The following is a 15,868-nucleotide window of genomic DNA, read 5'->3' on the forward strand; positions in this document are numbered from 1 at the left end:
GTGTGAAAGGACTTCAGTAGCCGTTGGGGGATGCAGTGCCCGCGGCGCCCGTGGCGTTCCTGTATTTCGCAGCGAGCTGCTTCGCCGCCGCGGTGAGCACGATGGTGTCCACCCCCACGGCCACGAACAGCGCGCCGGCCGCGAGCCACTTGCGCGCCTGCTCCTCGGTGGTCGAGAGGATGCCCGGCGCCTTGCCGGCCTTCAGGATGCGCGCGATGGCATCGGCGATCACCGCCTGCACTTCTGGATGGTTGGGCTGGCCCACGAAGCCCATCGAGGCGGACAGGTCGGCCGGCCCGATGAACACGCCGTCCACGCCCGGGGTGGCCGCGATGGCGTCCAGGTTCTTCATCGCCTCGACCGTCTCGGCCTGCACCAGCAGGCAGGTCTGGGCATTGGCTTCATGCAGGTACTGCGGGTAGGCCTGCCAGCGCGAAGCGCGCGCGAGCGCACTGCCCATGCCGCGGATGCCCTCGGGCGGGTAGCGCATGCCCTGCACCATGCGCGCTGCCTGCTCGGCGGTGTCGACCATGGGCACCAGCAGCGTCTGCGCGCCGATGTCCAGGTATTGCTTGATGAGCGTGGTGTCGCCCGTCGGGATGCGCACGACCGGATGCGAGCGCTCCGCTTCGGGCTGCGCCGACCACGCGCTGGAAATGCCCTGCAGCTGCCCGAGCACCGAGCGCACGTCGTTGGGTGCGTGCTCGCCGTCGACCAGCAGCCAGTCGTAGCCGCAGCCGGCAAGAATTTCGGCGACGTAGCTGTCGGCCAGGCCGACCCACAGGCCGATCTTTTGCTCGCCGGCCTGCATGGCTTTCTTGAAGGTGTTGATGGGGGTGTGCATGAAGGTCTTTCTCTCTTTTGTCTTTCAGACCAGTCGGAACGAGATGGCGCCCATGGGGCCGTAGTCCGCGTGAAAGGTATCGCCGGGCAGCGCGGTGGTCGGCCGAGTGAACGAGCCGGCCAGAACCACCTCGCCGGCCTCCAGGTGCTCGTCCCACGGCGCGAGCTTGTTCGCAAGCCACGCCACGCCGGTGGCCGGGTGGTTGAGCACGCCCGCGGCCACGCCCGTTTCCTCGATCACGCCGTTCTTGTAGAGCAGGGCGCTCACCCAGCGAAGGTCCACCGCATCGGGCTTGACCGGCCGCCCGCCCATCACGATACCGGCGTTGGCTGCGTTGTCGGAGATGGTGTCGAACACCTTGCGCGGCGCCTTGGTGTGGCGGTCGAACTGCTCGATGCGCGCATCGATGATCTCGATCGCGGGCACCACGTAATCGGTGGCGGCCAGCACATCGAAGATCGTCACGTTCGGGCCCTGCAGCTTCTTGCCGAGGATGAAGGCCAGCTCCACCTCGATGCGCGGCGCGATGAAGCGCGTGAAGGGAATGTCGCCGCCCTGCTCGAAGAACATGTCGTCCAGCAGCGTGCCGTAGTCGGGCTCGTCGATCTGGCTGGACTGCTGCATCGCGCGCGAGGTGAGGCCGATCTTGTGGCCCTTGACCGTGCGGCCTTCGGCGATCTTGTGCTTGACCCATTCGCGCGAGATGGCGTAGCCGTCCTCGACGGTCATCTCCGGAAAGCGCTTGGAGAAATGCTCGACCTGCACGCGCGACTTCTCGCTCTCGTGCAGCTCGGCGGCCAGTTGGGCGATGGTGGCTTGGGGCAGCATGGGCGCTCGCCTTTCCTAAGACTTGTTGAAGAGGGGGTGCAGGTTGCTGTGCTTGCCGTCGTACACCTGCCCGGGGCTCTCGTCGATCTGCAGCGTGATGCCGATGTGGCGCTGGTCGAAGATCGGTGCGAAATGCGCGCGCACGTCGGCCAGCAGTTCGTCGCCGGCCTTCTTCTTCACCGCTTCGGAGCGCCCCGCGGCCATGCGGATGTTGAGGTAGACGAAGGCGTAGTCGGCCTTGCCGTCGGCCACCGCGTAGTGCGCCGCGGGGTAGGCCAGCACACGCGTGCCGCCGATGGGGAACACGGGCTTGTCCGCCTCGTCGCGTTGCTTGAGCATCGTGTCGGCGAGCGTGCGGCACAGGGCCGACATGTCGGTCTCGGCTTCGATGTTGGGCGTGTACAGGATCACCAAGTGAGGCATGCGTGTTCTTTCTTTCGTTCAGGCCACCGACATGACGGCGGCCGTGCAGGTCACCGCGAAGATCGGGATGGCCTTCATGTGGAAGATCTCGCCCTTGCCGCGCGCGGCCGCGGCCACGCTGAGGAAGGTGCGGATCTCGAAGCCGCCCTGGCCCGCTTCGCGGTAGGTGGCTTCGTCGTTGTAGTCGTCCTGCGAGAGCAGTGCCTCGCGGTCGTTGGCGCACCAGCGGCGCATGAACTCGGCGTCCCACTCGGCATTCACCTTGCCCGAATCGGGCGTGGCCGGCCAGTGCGAGATGCCGCCCGTTCCCACCAGCGCGATGCGCTCGGGCGCCTTGTCGCAGGCGCGGCGCAGGGCTTCGCCGAAAGCCCATGCGCGGTGCAGCGGCGTGAGCGGCGGGCCCTGGCAGTTGATGTTCACTGGGATGACCTTGGTGTCGAAGCCGGGCGTGAGGAAGTGCAGCGGCACCATGATGCCGTGGTCGAACTTCCATTCTTCCGCGTAGGCCACGTCCACCGTCTGCATCACCTCGCGGATCAGGCGCTGCGAGAGGGCCGCGTCGCCGGGCACCTTCGTCTTCTCGATGCCGAGCCACTTAGGGTCTTCGATCGGGCCTTCGTAGCTGTCGGCCATGCCGATGGCGTAGGCCGGCATGTTGTTCATGAAGAAGTTGGCGAAGTGCTCGGCGGCGATGACGATCACCGCATCGGGCTTCGTCGCGCGCATCGCCTCGCCGAAACGGTGGAACTGCGCGTGGAATTCGTCCTTCACCGCCGGGTCGGCCAGGTGCGCGCGGCCGGTGATGCCGGGGGCGTGGCTGCACACGCCTGCGAATACGAGACTCATCTCGATGCCCGCCTGGCCGCCCGAAGGGCATCGAGCGCCCCCTCGGGGGGCAGCGAACCACACGAAGTGGGGAGCGTGGGGGTTTTCATATGCCTGCCACCTTTTCGTTTGTGCCCGTTGTCATGGCGTAGATGCCTGCGCGAACCGGGCCGTACTTGCGCACGCCTTCGCGCATCGCTTCGAGATAGTCGGCCCATGCGATGCCGAGCAATGGCGCGAAGTGCATCAGCAGCTGGCCGTTGCAGCCGAGGACATAGAGCTTGCCGATGTCGCCGGTGTCGATGGCCGCGCGCTCCTCGTCGTCGAGGTCGTAGCCGGCGAGCAGCGCGGCACGCACCTCGCCGCCTTCCGCGTACCGGCGCTGCACTTCGGCTTCGCGGTTCAGCGCGAAGAGGAATTTCTGCATCGCATAGAGGCTCATCGTTCAGCCCTCGATCTGGATGTTGGCCTTGCGGATCACATCGCCGTACTTTGCGATCTCGCTCTGGATGAACGCCGCGAAGCGCTCGGGCGTGCCCGACAGCGACGCGATGCCGCCCTTGCGGAAGGCTTCCGTCACGGCAGGGCCCGCGAGCGCGCGGTTCACCTCTTCGTTCATGCGCAGCACGATGGCATCGGGCGTGCCGGCGGGCGCCAGCAGGCCGTTCCACGAATTGGACTCGATGGGCACGCCCTGTTCGGCCAGTGTGGGTATGGCGGGCGCGTACTGCGAGCGCTGCGCGGTCGCCATGCCGAGAGCGACCAACTTGCCGCTCTGGATGTGGCCGCGGAACTCGGGCCAGTTGCCGAACATCATCGTCACCTGGCCGCCGAGCAGGTCGGTGAGGGCGGGGCCCTGGCCCTTGTAGGGCACGTGCACGATGTCCAGGCCCATCTGCAGCTTGAGCATTTCGCCCGACAGGTGCGCCGAGGTGCCGTTGCCGAAGGAGGCGAAGCTCAGCGTCCCGGGCCTGGCCTTGGCCTGGTTGCGCAGGTCGGCCAGCGTCTTCAAGCCACTGGCCGGATGCGTGGCGAGCACGTGCTCCGACATGCCCATCAGCGCGACCGGGCGCAGGTCTTTCTGCGTGTCGTAGGGGAGCTTGCGCACCAGCGTCTGGTTGGCGGTGAAGCTGTTGGCCACGCAGACGAAGCTGTAGCCGTCGGGCGCCGACTTGGCGACCGCATCGACGCCGATCACCGTGCCCGCGCCGGGCTTGTTCTCGACGATCACGGCCTGCTCCAGTGTCTTGCCGAGTTCCACGGCCACGAGCCGCGCGACGAAGTCGGTGGTGCCGCCGGGCGTGAAGGGCACGACGATGCGCACCGGCTTGTTGGGCCAGTCGCCGCGCGCATGCGCGAAGCGGGCCATCGACGGCAGCGCCGCCAATGCTGCGGCGCCTTGCAGCAGCGCGCGGCGGGATGCGTTCACGCCACGCCCCAGTGCGGAATGTGGTGCGAGCCCAGCGACACCGCCACGTTCTTCGGCTCGCAGAACACTTCGTAGCTCCAGGTGCCGCCTTCGCGGCCGGTGCCCGAGGCCTTGGTGCCGCCGAAGGGCTGGCGCAGGTCCCGCACGTTCTGGCTGTTGACGAAGCACATGCCGGCCTCCACGGCGGCGGCCACGCGGTGGGCCTTGCCGATGTTCTCCGTCCACACGTAGCTCGACAGGCCGTACTGGATGTCGTTGGCCAGACGGATCGAGTCGGCCTCGTCCCTGAACGGGATCAAGCACGCGACCGGGCCGAAGATCTCGTCCTGCGCGATCTTCATGCGGTTGTCGACATCGGCGAAGACGGTCGGCACGACGTAGTTGCCCTTCTTCACGCGGTCAGGCAAGTTGCTCGGACCTTCGAGTCCGCCGCACAGCAGCGTCGCGCCTTCCTTCGGCCCGAGCTCGATGTAGCTGCGCACCTTGGCCAGGTGGGCCTGCGAAATCATGGGGCCGACGATGGTCTTCTCGTCGAGCGGATCGCCCACCGTGATGCGCCTGGCGCGCTCGGCGAACTTCGCAGCAAAGTCCGCATAGATCGACTGCTGCACCAGAATGCGCGAGCCCGCGGTGCAGCGCTCGCCGTTGTTGCTGAAGATCATGAACACCGCGGCGTCCAGCGCACGGTCGAGGTCGGCATCGTCGAAGATCACGAACGGGCTCTTGCCGCCGAGTTCCATGCTGAACTTCTTGAGGCCCGCGCTCTTCACGATGCGGTTGCCCGTGGCGGTGGAGCCGGTGAACGAGATCGCGCGCACGTCGGGGTGCGCCACCAGCGGCTCGCCGGCTTCCTTGCCGTAGCCGTGCACGAGGTTCAGCACGCCGGGCGGAATGCCGGCTTCGAGCGCCAGTTCACCCAGGCGCGCGGCGGTGAGCGGCGAGAGCTCGCTCATCTTCAGCACGGCCGTGTTGCCGAAGGCCAGGCATGGCGCGACCTTCCAGGTAGCCGTCATGAAGGGCACGTTCCACGGGCTGATGAGCGCGCACACGCCCACCGGGTGGAACAGCGTGTAGTTCAGGTGCGTAGGCGTGGGGTAGGTGTGGCCGTCCACGCGCGTGCACATCTCGGCGAAGTAATAGAAGTTGTCGGCTGCACGCGGCACCAGCTGCTTGCCCGTTTGCGCGATGACCTGGCCGCAGTCGTTGGTCTCGGTCTGCGCGATCTCGGGCACGTTTGCGGCGATCAGGTCGCCGAGCTTGCGGATGAGCTTCGCGCGTTCGGGCGCGGGCATGCCGGCCCACTTCGGAAAGGCTTCCTTGGCCGCGGCGACGGCCGCATTCACCTCGGCTTCGCCGCCCGAGGCGACCTCGGCCAGCACCTCCTGCGTGGCGGGGTTGACGGTTTCGAAGTAGTCCTTGCCCGTGACGGACTTGCCGCCGATGAGGTGGTTGATCTGTTGCATGGAGGGTGTCCGGTTCAATCGAGTTTGATGTCGCGCGCCTTGATCAAGGCATGCCATTTCTTGCGCTCCGCATCGGTGTAGTGCGTCATTTCGGTGGCGTCGGCGGGACGTGCTTCCCAGCCCGCGTCGTAGAGCTTCTGCTTCACGCCGGCGTCGCCCATGGCCTTCTGCAGTTCGGTGCCGAGCCTGGCCTGCACCTCCTTCGGCGTGGCCGCGGGCGCGACCAGCCCTTGCCAGGTGTAGGCCTCGACGTTGGCATAGCCCAGCTCTTTGGCGGTGGGTACGTTGGGCAGTTGAGGAATGCGCTCGGCCGACATCGCCAGCAGCGGAATCACCTTGCCCGCCTTCACCGCGCTGACGCCGCTGGGCAGGTCGAGCATCATCAGCGGCACCTGTCCGCCCATCAAGTCCTGCAATGCGGGCGCGCCGCCCTTGTAGGGCACGTGCAGCATCGAGACGCCGGCCTCGCGCTGGAACAGTTCCATCGCCAGGTGATGCGGGCTGCCGGTGCCGGGCGTCGCGATGCTGAACTTGCCGGGCGATGCCTTCAGCGCCGCGATGAGCGCCTTCGCATCGGCCACGCCGGCACTGGGCGCGGCGGTGATGACGAGCGGCGAGCGCCCCATCATGCCGACGAGTGCGAAGTCTTTTTCGGCGTCGTAGGGCAGCTTCTTGTAGAGCGCGGGGTTGTAGACCAGCACGCCGTTGTCGGCCGAGAACACGGTGTAGCCATCGCCCGGCGAACGTGCGACGTTTTCCGACGCGATGATCGCGCCCGCGCCCGGCTTGTTGTCGACCAGCACCGGCTGTCCCAGCTGCTGCGAGACCTGCGCGCCCACCGTGCGCGCAAGAAAGTCCGTGCCGCCGCCGGCCGGGTAGCCCACCACCCAGCGCACGGGTTTGGCGGGATAGGCCGCTGTCTGCGCCGGTGCATCGAGCGCGAGCATCGAGGCGGTCAGTGCCACGAGGGCGAGCGTTTTTCTTCTGGTGTTCATTGCGTTTGTCTCCGCTGGTTTTATGTGTGTGTGACAGGAAAAAATGTCAGGCCGCGTCGATGGTGTTGACCAGCGCGCCGATGTGCTCGATCTCGGTGACGACGACGTCGCCCGGCTTGCAATCGACCACGCCGTCGGGCGTGCCGGTGAGGATCAGGTCGCCCGGCGAGAGCGTCATGAAGCGGCTGAAGTATTCGATGAGGAAGGGCGCATCGAAGATCATGTCGCGCGTGTTGCCCTGCTGCGTGACGGTGCCGTTGACGGTGGTGCGCAATGCAAGTGCCATCGAGTCGGGAACATCTGCTGCATCGACGAACCAGGGCCCGAGCGGCGTGCAGGTGTCGCGGTTCTTCACGCGCAGGTTCGGGCGGTACCAGTTCTCCAGGTAGTCGCGGATCGCGTAGTCGTTGGCCACCGTGTAGCCGCCGATGAAGTCGAAGGCGTCGTCGCGCTTCACGTGGCGCGCGGTCTTGCCCACGACGATCGCGAGCTCGCATTCGTAGTGCATGAACTGCACGCCGGCCGGGCGGTGCGTGAACTGGCGATGGCCGATCAGCGTGCTCTGGCCCTTGACGAAAACCAGCGGCTCTTCGGGCGCCTTGAATTCGAGTTCCTTGGCGTGGTCGGCGTAGTTGAGGCCGAGCGCGAGGATGGTGCGCGGGCGCACCGTGGGTGCGAGCGGAGGAAGCCAGGTGAGTTGCGCCTGCGGCACGATGCGGCCGTCGTCGAGCCGCACGGCGGCGTCGGGCTGGCCGTTGAATTCGTGCGCGGTGCCGGTGTGTTCGCGACCTTCGTGGATGACGCGTGCGTGCTTCATGCGGCGGTCTCCTGCACCAGCGTGTTGGCGAGTGTTTCGAAGCCCGGCGAGGAGATCTCGATGCGGTCGCCGGCGCGTGCGAGCGGACGGCCCGCGTCGCAACCCAGCATCAGCACGTCGCCGTGGGCGAGCGTCATGAACTCGCCGACATCGGCGAGCAGTTGCCGCGCCGGACGCACGAGCTGGGAGAAGTCGATCGACTGCTTCAGCTCGCCGTTGATGCGCACCTCGATGCGGAAGCTCGCGGGGTCGGCCACCTCCTGCGCATCGCGCAGCGCAGGGCCGATGCCCAGGAAGCCGTCGAGGCACTTGAACTTCACCGGCGGGCGGAAGAAGCTCGCATGCGGGATCGACAGGTCGTTCATCAGCACGAAGCCTTCGACGTCGCCCTCTGCACCGATCACCATGCCGACGCTCGCGCCGATTTCCACTTCGGGCACCGACGAAGGCACGGCGATCGCGCTGCCGTGCGGGCTCCATGTGTTGGCGGTCTTCACGTAGAGCACCGGCGCCTTGGGTGGCGCCTTGTAGGGCGGTGCCGTCATCTGCGGCGCGAGCGCCTCGACCTCGGCGCGGAAGTTCAGCAGCGTGCCGTACACGGTGCCGGCCGGAAGGAAATGCGCGGTGCTCATGAGGGCTGCTCCAGTGCAATCAGTTCGTCCAGCAGGCCATAGAGCTGCGTGAGCTTGGCCTTGCCGAGCGACTTTTCCATCCAGTCGTAGTGGGCCTCGATGCTCGTGCCCAGTCGCTTGACCAGCTTCATGCCGTGCGGCGTGGCCTCGACCACGGTGCGGCGCTGGTCGGCGGGGTCGCGGGCGCGGGTGATGAGGTTGTCGCGCTCCATGCGGGCGAGCACGCCGGTGAGGCTCGGGCCGAGGATGAAGGCCTCGCGCGCAACGCGGCCGGTATCGACCGCGCCGTGCTCGCCGAGCACGCGCAGCACGCGCCATTGCTGGTCGGACAGCGCGTGCTCGCGCAAGCTGGGCCGCGTGTGGGCCATCACGGCTTCGCGGGCCTGCAGCAGCAGGCGCGGCAGATTGCGGTGGGTGAACGTTGTGCTCAAAAGCTGTGCCTCTTCAAATTACTTAACATGTTAAATGATTGGCCATTTCTTTCCAAGCCGTCGGCCATCAGGGTTTGTGCGGACACCTAAACTCGACGGATGGCCAAGGACAAATCTCTCTTCGTCTGCAGCGAATGCGGCGGCACCAGCCCCAAATGGCTCGGCAAATGCCCCAGCTGCGGCGCCTGGAACACATTGATCGAACAGGTCGCGGGCAGCAACGCACCGGCCAACAACCGTTTCGGCACGCAGTTCTCTCCGCTGGCGGGCGTCACTGAACTGGCCACGCTCTCGGAGATCGAGGCGACCGACATCGCGCGCACGCCCACCGGCATCGACGAACTCGACCGCGTGCTGGGCGGCGGCATCGTCTCGGGCGGCGTGACGCTCATCGGCGGCGACCCGGGCATCGGCAAGTCGACGCTCCTGCTGCAGGCGGTCGATGCGCTGCAGCGCGCAGGGCAGAACGCGCTCTATGTGACGGGCGAGGAAAGCGGCGCGCAGGTCGCGCTGCGCTCGCGCCGGCTCGGGCTCGACCACTCGCAGGTGCAGGTGCTCGCCGAGATCCAGCTCGAGAAGATCATCGCCACGCTCGACGCCACGCGGCCCGCGATCGCGGTGATCGATTCCATTCAGACGGTGTATTCAGACCAGCTCACCTCGGCCCCCGGCTCGGTGGCGCAGGTGCGCGAATGCGCGGCGCATCTCACGCGCTTCGCCAAGACCAGCGGCACGGCCGTGGTGCTGGTGGGCCACGTCACCAAGGAGGGCGCGCTCGCGGGCCCGCGTGTGCTGGAGCACATGGTCGACACGGTGCTGTATTTCGAGGGCGACACGCATTCGAGCTTTCGCCTCGTGCGCGCCATCAAGAACCGCTTCGGCGCGGTCAACGAGATCGGCGTGTTCGCCATGACCGAGCGGGGCTTGAAGGGCGTGGCCAACCCGAGCGCGATCTTCCTGAGCCAGCATGCCGAGCCGGTGCCGGGCAGCGTGGTGCTGGTCACGCTGGAGGGCACGCGGCCGATGCTGGTGGAAATCCAGGCGCTGGTCGACAACGGAGGGCCGAGCCCGCGGCGCCTGTCGGTGGGCCTGGACCGCGACCGCCTCGCGATGCTGCTGGCGGTGCTGCACCGCCATGCGGGCGTGGCCTGCATGGACCAGGACGTGTTCGTGAACGCGGTGGGCGGCGTGCGCATCAGCGAGCCCGCGGCCGACCTGGCCGTGATGCTCGCCATCACCTCGAGCCTGCGCGGCAAGCCGCTGCCCAAGGGCTTCATCGCCTTCGGCGAGGTGGGTCTGGCCGGTGAGGTGCGTCCCGCGCCGCGCGGGCAGGAGCGTCTGCGCGAAGCCGCCAAGCTGGGCTTCAGCATCGCGGTGGTGCCCAAGGCCAACGCACCGCGCAAGGGTTCGAAAGAGATCGAAGGCCTGACCATCCACCCCGTCGAACGCATCGAAGAGGCGATGGACGTGGTCCGCCGCCTCGATTGATTCTTCTGGGAAAAAAATGCCCGGCGCGTCAGTGACGCGCCGGGCCACCCTCCCTATCCCCCGATGTGCATCGTGAACGCCGGCCCGCTGTTGAGCACGCATTGGCCGCTGCCCAACGTGGCCGAGTTCATCGTGTACTGGCAACTCAGGTTGCCGCCGCGATTGCCGCTGGCGTTCGCCACACCGGCACTTCGCGAGCCGGCAACCCGGGTCGCCTCTCCCTGAAACTGTTCACCGCCGATCTGCGCATTGAAATGGCCGCGGCCGTTCATGTCGTTGGTCACCGTGCCTGCCACCGTTCCGTAGCGCGCCGCTTCGGCGTTCGACGGGTACAGGCGTGCACTGAAGCTCTGCGCGATCGGTCCCGGTGCAACGGCATAGGCCTGCGAAGGCGGCGCCGCGGGTGCGGGTTGTGCGATGGGTACCACGTAGCAACCGCTGAGGACGGCAGCCGTGAGCGTGGCGGCGAGAGTGAGACGAACGAAGGTGACGGAACGCGGAATGGTCATACGCTTTTCTGTGGCCCGGGTTGATGCCCGTGCGGTGAAATGTGCCGCGTCGCGCCATCGCGGCATGTGCATTTCGATACGAGTACCGTTTTTTGCCCCCGGTGGTAGCCACGGCCGATACAGCAGAATCGCGCGCCGATCGATATGCGAACTTTCGAGTGAATCGAGAAGGCGAACAGCAGCGAGCGGCGACAATGCGCGCCATGAATTTCCAGAAATTGCTTGTGCCCGTGGGCGGCATCGTTCTTCTTGCGCTGGCGTGGCGCAGCTACGGCTGGGCCGGTGTCGCACTCACCGGCGGGGTCATCGTGATGTTCCTGCTGCTGCATTTCAATCGCGCGATGCAGGTGCTCAAGCGCGCTGCCGACCGGCCCGTGGGTTATGTCGCAAGCGCAGTGATGCTCAACGCCAAGCTCAAGCAGGGCGTGACGCTGATGCACGTCATCGCCATGACGCGCGCGCTCGGCGAACTGCGCTCGCCCCCCGACACGCAACCCGAGCTCTACCGCTGGACCGACACGGGCGGCTCTTACGTCGATGCCGTGTTCAACGCCGGCAAGCTGCAGAGCTGGCAGATGACGCGGCCCGAGGCGCCGGCCGAAGAAGAAACGCAGACTCCCGCGAACTGACCGGCTAACCCGCGCCGGCTCTGCGGCGCGGCTGGCGCCACGGCGGATTCGCCTTTGCATGATGGCGCGCCTCCTTGGCGAACTCCGCGCACATGTGGGTCATGAGGTCGGCCGAGCGATAGACGAGGTAGACGCCGAAGTCCGGCACCTCGTCGCTGATCGGCAGGCGCTCCAGCAGGTCGGGCTGCAGCCGCAGCGGCCCCGCGCCGTGAAAGACGAAATCCGACCACATGCTGATCAGGTCGGTCTGCGTGGCCAGTTGCAGGCCGAGCAGGTTCGACGCGCTCTGCACCATGCGCCGCGGCATCTCGAGCCCGTGCATGCGCATCATGCTCACCAGCGGGCTGCCGGCGTCGTCGATCGGGTCGAGCACCAGCCAGTCGGCGTCGACCAGCGTCCGCAGCTTGCGCACGCGCCGCAGTGGATGCCCGGCGCGCACCGACAGGTGCATTGCGACCGAGAAGAGCGGCTCCCACTGGAAATTGCCGGCGCCCGGACCGTTGCAGGTCGAGATCATTCCCAGGTCGAGCCGGCCTTCGCGCAGCCCCTCCAGGATCTGCTGCGGCCGCAGCTCGAAGCCGCGCAGCGCCACATTGGGAAAGCGCTGCCTGAACGAGGCCATCGCATCGGGCAGCGGCCCGCTGGAGGCCACTGCCGTGAAACCGATGTTGAGCTGCGCCTCGTCGTGCCCTCGGATGGCCTCGATGTCTTCCAGCGCGTGCCGCAGCTCCTGCTCGACCAGGCTCGCGCGCTTGACCAGCGCCACGCCGTAGGCCGTGAGGCTCACGCCGCGCGTGGATCGAACCATCAGCGTCACGCCCAGCTCGCGCTCCAGTTCTGCAATGGTCTTGGACAGTGCCGGCTGCGTGGTGTGCAGGCTGCGCGCCGCTTCATGGATGCTGCCGTTCTGTGCAACGGCCAGAAGAACACGCAGTTGTTGCAGCTTCATGGTGCCTCGGCCTCCCGGAAAACGCTGTCTTGGTACTTGTCCCGATAGCCAGGAAGGCCCCTTTTCGGCGGGGATTCCATTTGGTTATCGGCATGAAAATATGTGATTCTGCGCTGGCGCGCTTTGCCTGAATACTCCGCCGCAACCCTGTTCGTGGAGACGATTCGATGCGTGAAGCCACCCTGCCTGCAAGCCCGATCCTGGGCCCTTCCTCGGCGCCTGCCGTGCCTTCTTCCGATGCCGCGCACGGCAAGGGCAAGCAGAGCCAGTTCCGCCTGATCGCAGCCTGTTCGCTGGGCAATGCGCTGGAGATGTACGACTTCACCGTCTACAGCTTCTTCGCGCTCCTGATCGGCAAGCTGTTCTTCCCGTCGGACAGTCCCTATGGCTCGCTGCTGCTGGCCGTGGCCACCTTCGGCATCGGCTTCGTGATGCGGCCGCTGGGCGGCGTGATCATCGGCAACTACGCCGACCGCAAGGGGCGCAAGGCTGCTATGACGCTGACCATCGGCCTCATGGTTATCGGCACGCTGTGCATCGCGCTGGCGCCCAGCTATGCCTCGGCCGGCGTGTTCGGCTCGCTGATGATCGTCGCGGGGCGCCTGCTGCAGGGGTTCTCGCTCGGCGGCGAAGTGGGCGCCGCCACCTCGATGCTCATGGAGGCGGGCGGCGTCAGGGGGCGCGGCTTTCGCGTGAGCTGGCAGCTCGCGAGCCAGGGCGTGTCGGCGCTGCTGGGTGCGCTCACGGGCGCCGCGCTGTATGCCGCGCTGCCCCAGGCGTCGCTCGAGAGCTGGGGCTGGCGCGTGCCGTTCCTGCTCGGCCTGCTGATCGCGCCGGTGGGCCTCTACATCCGCGCCAACCTCGAAGAGACGCACCAGGCCGAGAGCCATGAATCCAGCCCCATCGGCCGGCTGCTGCGCGAGCACGGCGGCACGGTGCTCAAGGGCATCTTCGCCACCACCGCGGGCACGGCGACCATGTACCTGGTCGTGTTCTTCATGCCGACCTACATGATCCGCGTGCTGCACATGCCGCCGTCGCTGTCGCTGCTGTCGGGCTGCGTCACGGGCATCACGCTGTTCGTGGTGTCCCTGGTGGCGGGTCGCCTGGCCGACCGCCTGCCGAACCGCAAGCCGCTGGTGATCGGCTCGCTGCTGTTCAGCGTGATCGCCGTGTATCCGGTGTTCTGGCTCATCAGCCACTACCCGAGCGTGCCGCTGGTGCTGTGCCTCTCGGCGCTGCTGACGGCGAGCGTCAACATCGGCACCACGCCCATGTTCCTCATGCTGCTGGAGATGCTGCCGATCGGCGTGCGCGCCAGCGGCATCTCGGTGATCTACAGCATCGGCGTGACGGTCTTCGGCGGGACCTCGCAATTCATCGTGACCTGGCTGCTCGCCAGGACAGGCAACCCGATGTCGCCGGCCTTCTACATGATGGTGTGCGGCGCACTGAGCCTCTGCGCACTCCTGAGCCTGCGCGAACGCAAGGCCCCCTGACATTCCTTCACCGAACCGGACACAGCCCATGACTCGCGAACTCAGCCCCCAGACCACCAGGCTCCTGTCGCGCCTGCTCCCGCAGGCCGACATCGACACCCAGGCCTTCGTCGACATCCGCCGGCAGATCCACGCCAACCCCGAACTCGGCTTCGAGGTGAGTGCGACCGCCGGACTGGTCGCCAACCTGCTGCGCGAATGGGGCTACGAGGTGCACACGGGCATCGGCAAGACCGGCATCGTGGCGCAGATGAAGGTCGGCAACGGCACGCGGCGGCTGGGTATCCGCGCAGACATGGATGCGCTCCCTGTCGTCGAGGCCACGGGCCTGCCGTACGCCAGCAAGACCCACGGCCGCATGCACGCCTGCGGCCACGACGGCCATACCGCCATCCTGCTCGCGGCCGCCAAGGCGCTGGCGGCGCGCCGCGATTTCGACGGCACGCTGAACCTGATCTTCCAGCCCGACGAAGAAAACCTCTGCGGTGCGCGCGCGATGATCCAGGACGGCCTCTTCGAGCGCTTTCCCTGCGATGCGGTCTACGCGCTGCACAACGCGCCGGGCGTTCCGGTCGGCAGCTTCCTGGTGATCGAGGGGCCGGTCACGCTGTCCTCGGACGTGGCCGATGTCACGCTCAAAGGGGTCGGTGGGCATGGCGCCATGCCGCACCTCTCGCGCGACCCGGTGCCGGCCGCCGCCGCGGTGGTGACGGCCCTGCAGACCGTGGTGGCGCGCAACGTGACGCCGGGCGACACGGCCGTCGTGTCGGTCGGCTTCATCCGCGGCGGTGCCACGCACAACGTGATTCCGCAATCGGTGGCGCTCGGCCTCAATGTGCGGGCGGCGCGGCCCGGGACGCGCGCGGTGGTCGAGCAGCGCATCCGCGAGATCGTGGGCCTCACCGCGCAGGCGCATGGCGTGACGGCGGAGATCGACTACCGCCAGCTCGTGCCGCCGGTGGTCAACACCGCGGCCGAGTGCCGGCTGATGGCGCAGGTCTGCGCCGAGCTCGTCGGTGCGGAGCACGTCGTCACCGAGGCGCCGAAGGGCTTTGCGGGCAGCGAGGACTTCGCCTGGATGCTCGCCGAGTTGCCGGGCTGCTACGTGCTCCTGGGCAACGGGGAGGGCGAATTCGGCGGTTGCATGGTGCACAACCCCGGCTACGACTTCAACGACCAGGTGCTGCCGCTGGGCGCCGCCTGCTGGGTGCGCCTCGCGCAGACCTACCTGGTCGCCTGAACGCCTTCGGTCAGAAGGGCGCGTCTTCCTCTTCCTCGGCGGCATCGGCCGGGGTCGTGGTGGTGGGCGCCGCCGCTTTCGCGGCGGGCTTCGGTGCTTCGTCCGCCGGTGCCGCACCGAACGCCGCCTCGCCGCCCAGCGCATCGAGCAGCGCCGGCACCAGCTGGCCGAGTTCGCCGGTGGCGATCGCCACGTCGGCGTCGTAGTTGTCTTCCTTCTTGCCGCCCGCCGCGCCGTCGCCCGTGCCTTCGAGGAACACGATCTTGCGGATCAGCATGCCGTGCGTGAGCTCGAACGACACGCGGTCGTCCCAGGTGAGCGCCAGACGCGTGGGGCGCTTGCCGTCGGTGATGTGCTTCTGCACTTCCTCGATGTCGAGCGGATGCTTGGCGTAGCGCACCACGGCCTTCGAGTCGTCGGAGGCCTTGAGCTCGCACTCGCGGTCGATGGTGAAGCCGGCCGGCGGCTCCTGCGTCAGGAGCCAGTTGGCCATGGCGGCGGCCGGCTCGATCTGCGTGTTGATGAGCGCCACAGCGAAGCCGTCGAGCGACTTCACCAGGCTGGTGACCACTTCGTCGGCGCGCGAGGCGTTGCCGCTGTTGATCACCAGGCGGTTCTCGGCCTTGTCGATCCACACGGCCACGCGCGCGCTGCGGGTGAAGGCCATCGGCAGCAGCTCCAGGGTGATGTCTTCCTTGAGCTCCTTCTTTTCCTTCTTGCCGGGCTTGCGGCCGGTGGTGGCTTCGATCTGCGCGCAGCGCTCGTCGAGCTTGCGGCGCACCACGGAGCCGGGGACCTGCTTGCTCTCGATCATGTATTCGACGAGCCATTGGCCGTCGATGGACTCGACCAGCGGGCCGCCGGCTT

At 67.3% G+C, this 15,868-nt stretch carries 18 protein-coding genes; 4 read left to right on the forward strand and 14 right to left on the reverse strand.

The features are described from left to right. Positions 1-13: 13 nt before the first annotated feature. The 11 genes from hpaI to hpaR form a co-directional block, all read right to left on the reverse strand. Positions 14-844, reverse strand: a complete 831-nt coding sequence (gene hpaI, locus RT97_RS11135; protein ID WP_042578848.1) for a 4-hydroxy-2-oxoheptanedioate aldolase — start codon at positions 842-844, stop codon at positions 14-16. A 24-nt stretch (positions 845-868) separates the two neighbouring features. Next, the gene (hpaH, locus tag RT97_RS11140; protein WP_042578849.1) at positions 869-1,672 is read right to left on the reverse strand and encodes a 2-oxo-hept-4-ene-1,7-dioate hydratase; all 804 of its coding nucleotides are present in this window, start codon (positions 1,670-1,672) and stop codon (positions 869-871) included. 15 nt (positions 1,673-1,687) lie between these two features. After that, positions 1,688-2,095 carry a 5-carboxymethyl-2-hydroxymuconate Delta-isomerase gene (locus RT97_RS11145; protein ID WP_042578850.1) on the reverse strand — a complete coding sequence of 136 codons (408 nt, stop codon included), beginning with the start codon at positions 2,093-2,095 and terminating at the stop codon, positions 1,688-1,690. A gap of 18 nt (positions 2,096-2,113) precedes the next feature. Beyond that, positions 2,114-2,941, reverse strand: coding sequence for an extradiol ring-cleavage dioxygenase (locus RT97_RS11150; RefSeq protein ID WP_042578851.1), 828 nt, complete (start codon positions 2,939-2,941; stop codon positions 2,114-2,116). Positions 2,942-3,026: 85 nt separating this feature from the next. Continuing rightward, positions 3,027-3,362: an aromatic ring-opening dioxygenase LigA gene (locus RT97_RS11155; RefSeq protein ID WP_042578852.1), complete on the reverse strand. Its 336-nt coding sequence runs from the start codon at positions 3,360-3,362 to the stop codon at positions 3,027-3,029. A gap of 3 nt (positions 3,363-3,365) precedes the next feature. Next, positions 3,366-4,349, reverse strand: coding sequence for a tripartite tricarboxylate transporter substrate binding protein (locus RT97_RS11160; RefSeq protein ID WP_155403785.1), 984 nt, complete (start codon positions 4,347-4,349; stop codon positions 3,366-3,368). Then, a complete protein-coding gene (gene hpaE / locus RT97_RS11165; protein ID WP_042578853.1) occupies positions 4,346-5,812 on the reverse strand; it encodes a 5-carboxymethyl-2-hydroxymuconate semialdehyde dehydrogenase in 1,467 nt (488 codons plus the stop codon). The genes RT97_RS11160 and hpaE overlap by 4 nt, the downstream gene beginning before the upstream one ends. Before the next feature lie 14 nt (positions 5,813-5,826). Further along, positions 5,827-6,807 (reverse strand): Bug family tripartite tricarboxylate transporter substrate binding protein, encoded by a 981-nt coding sequence (locus tag RT97_RS11170; RefSeq protein WP_042578854.1) that lies wholly within the window; start codon positions 6,805-6,807, stop codon positions 5,827-5,829. A gap of 46 nt (positions 6,808-6,853) precedes the next feature. Further along, positions 6,854-7,624, reverse strand: coding sequence for a fumarylacetoacetate hydrolase family protein (locus RT97_RS11175; RefSeq protein WP_042578855.1), 771 nt, complete (start codon positions 7,622-7,624; stop codon positions 6,854-6,856). After that, positions 7,621-8,256, reverse strand: coding sequence for a fumarylacetoacetate hydrolase family protein (locus RT97_RS11180; protein ID WP_042578856.1), 636 nt, complete (start codon positions 8,254-8,256; stop codon positions 7,621-7,623). The genes RT97_RS11175 and RT97_RS11180 overlap by 4 nt, the downstream gene beginning before the upstream one ends. Next, complete coding sequence (hpaR, locus tag RT97_RS11185) at positions 8,253-8,687, reverse strand: homoprotocatechuate degradation operon regulator HpaR (RefSeq protein ID WP_013538719.1); 435 nt, start codon at positions 8,685-8,687, stop codon at positions 8,253-8,255. The genes RT97_RS11180 and hpaR overlap by 4 nt, the downstream gene beginning before the upstream one ends. Before the next feature lie 99 nt (positions 8,688-8,786). Between hpaR and radA the strand changes: the two genes are divergently transcribed. Further along, positions 8,787-10,175, forward strand: a complete 1,389-nt coding sequence (gene radA / locus RT97_RS11190; RefSeq protein ID WP_042578857.1) for a DNA repair protein RadA — start codon at positions 8,787-8,789, stop codon at positions 10,173-10,175. A gap of 53 nt (positions 10,176-10,228) precedes the next feature. Here the strand turns inward: radA and RT97_RS11195 are convergent, their stop codons facing one another. Further along, the gene (locus RT97_RS11195; RefSeq protein ID WP_253278208.1) at positions 10,229-10,879 is read right to left on the reverse strand and encodes a hypothetical protein; all 651 of its coding nucleotides are present in this window, start codon (positions 10,877-10,879) and stop codon (positions 10,229-10,231) included. Between RT97_RS11195 and RT97_RS11200 the strand changes: the two genes are divergently transcribed. After that, the gene (locus tag RT97_RS11200; RefSeq protein WP_042578859.1) at positions 10,879-11,313 is read left to right on the forward strand and encodes a hypothetical protein; all 435 of its coding nucleotides are present in this window, start codon (positions 10,879-10,881) and stop codon (positions 11,311-11,313) included. The two genes, RT97_RS11195 and RT97_RS11200, sit on opposite strands and share 1 nt — an antisense overlap. A 4-nt stretch (positions 11,314-11,317) precedes the next feature. Here the strand turns inward: RT97_RS11200 and RT97_RS11205 are convergent, their stop codons facing one another. Next, positions 11,318-12,262: a LysR family transcriptional regulator gene (locus tag RT97_RS11205; RefSeq protein WP_042578860.1), complete on the reverse strand. Its 945-nt coding sequence runs from the start codon at positions 12,260-12,262 to the stop codon at positions 11,318-11,320. 167 nt (positions 12,263-12,429) lie between these two features. On the opposite strand from RT97_RS11205, the gene RT97_RS11210 reads away from it, so the two are divergent. Both RT97_RS11210 and RT97_RS11215 read left to right on the forward strand, forming a co-directional pair. Continuing rightward, positions 12,430-13,761 carry an MFS transporter gene (locus RT97_RS11210; RefSeq protein ID WP_042578861.1) on the forward strand — a complete coding sequence of 444 codons (1,332 nt, stop codon included), beginning with the start codon at positions 12,430-12,432 and terminating at the stop codon, positions 13,759-13,761. A gap of 28 nt (positions 13,762-13,789) precedes the next feature. Next, a complete protein-coding gene (locus RT97_RS11215; RefSeq protein WP_042578862.1) occupies positions 13,790-15,001 on the forward strand; it encodes a M20 aminoacylase family protein in 1,212 nt (403 codons plus the stop codon). Positions 15,002-15,011: 10 nt separating this feature from the next. On the opposite strand, the gene RT97_RS11220 is transcribed toward RT97_RS11215, so the two are convergent. After that, on the reverse strand, positions 15,012-15,868 hold an 857-nt coding region (locus tag RT97_RS11220; protein ID WP_042578863.1), incomplete at its 5' end, for a recombination-associated protein RdgC.

This window comes from Variovorax paradoxus (assembly GCF_000834655.1).
In the GTDB taxonomy this organism is placed as follows: Bacteria; Pseudomonadota; Gammaproteobacteria; order Burkholderiales; family Burkholderiaceae_C; genus Variovorax; species Variovorax paradoxus_F.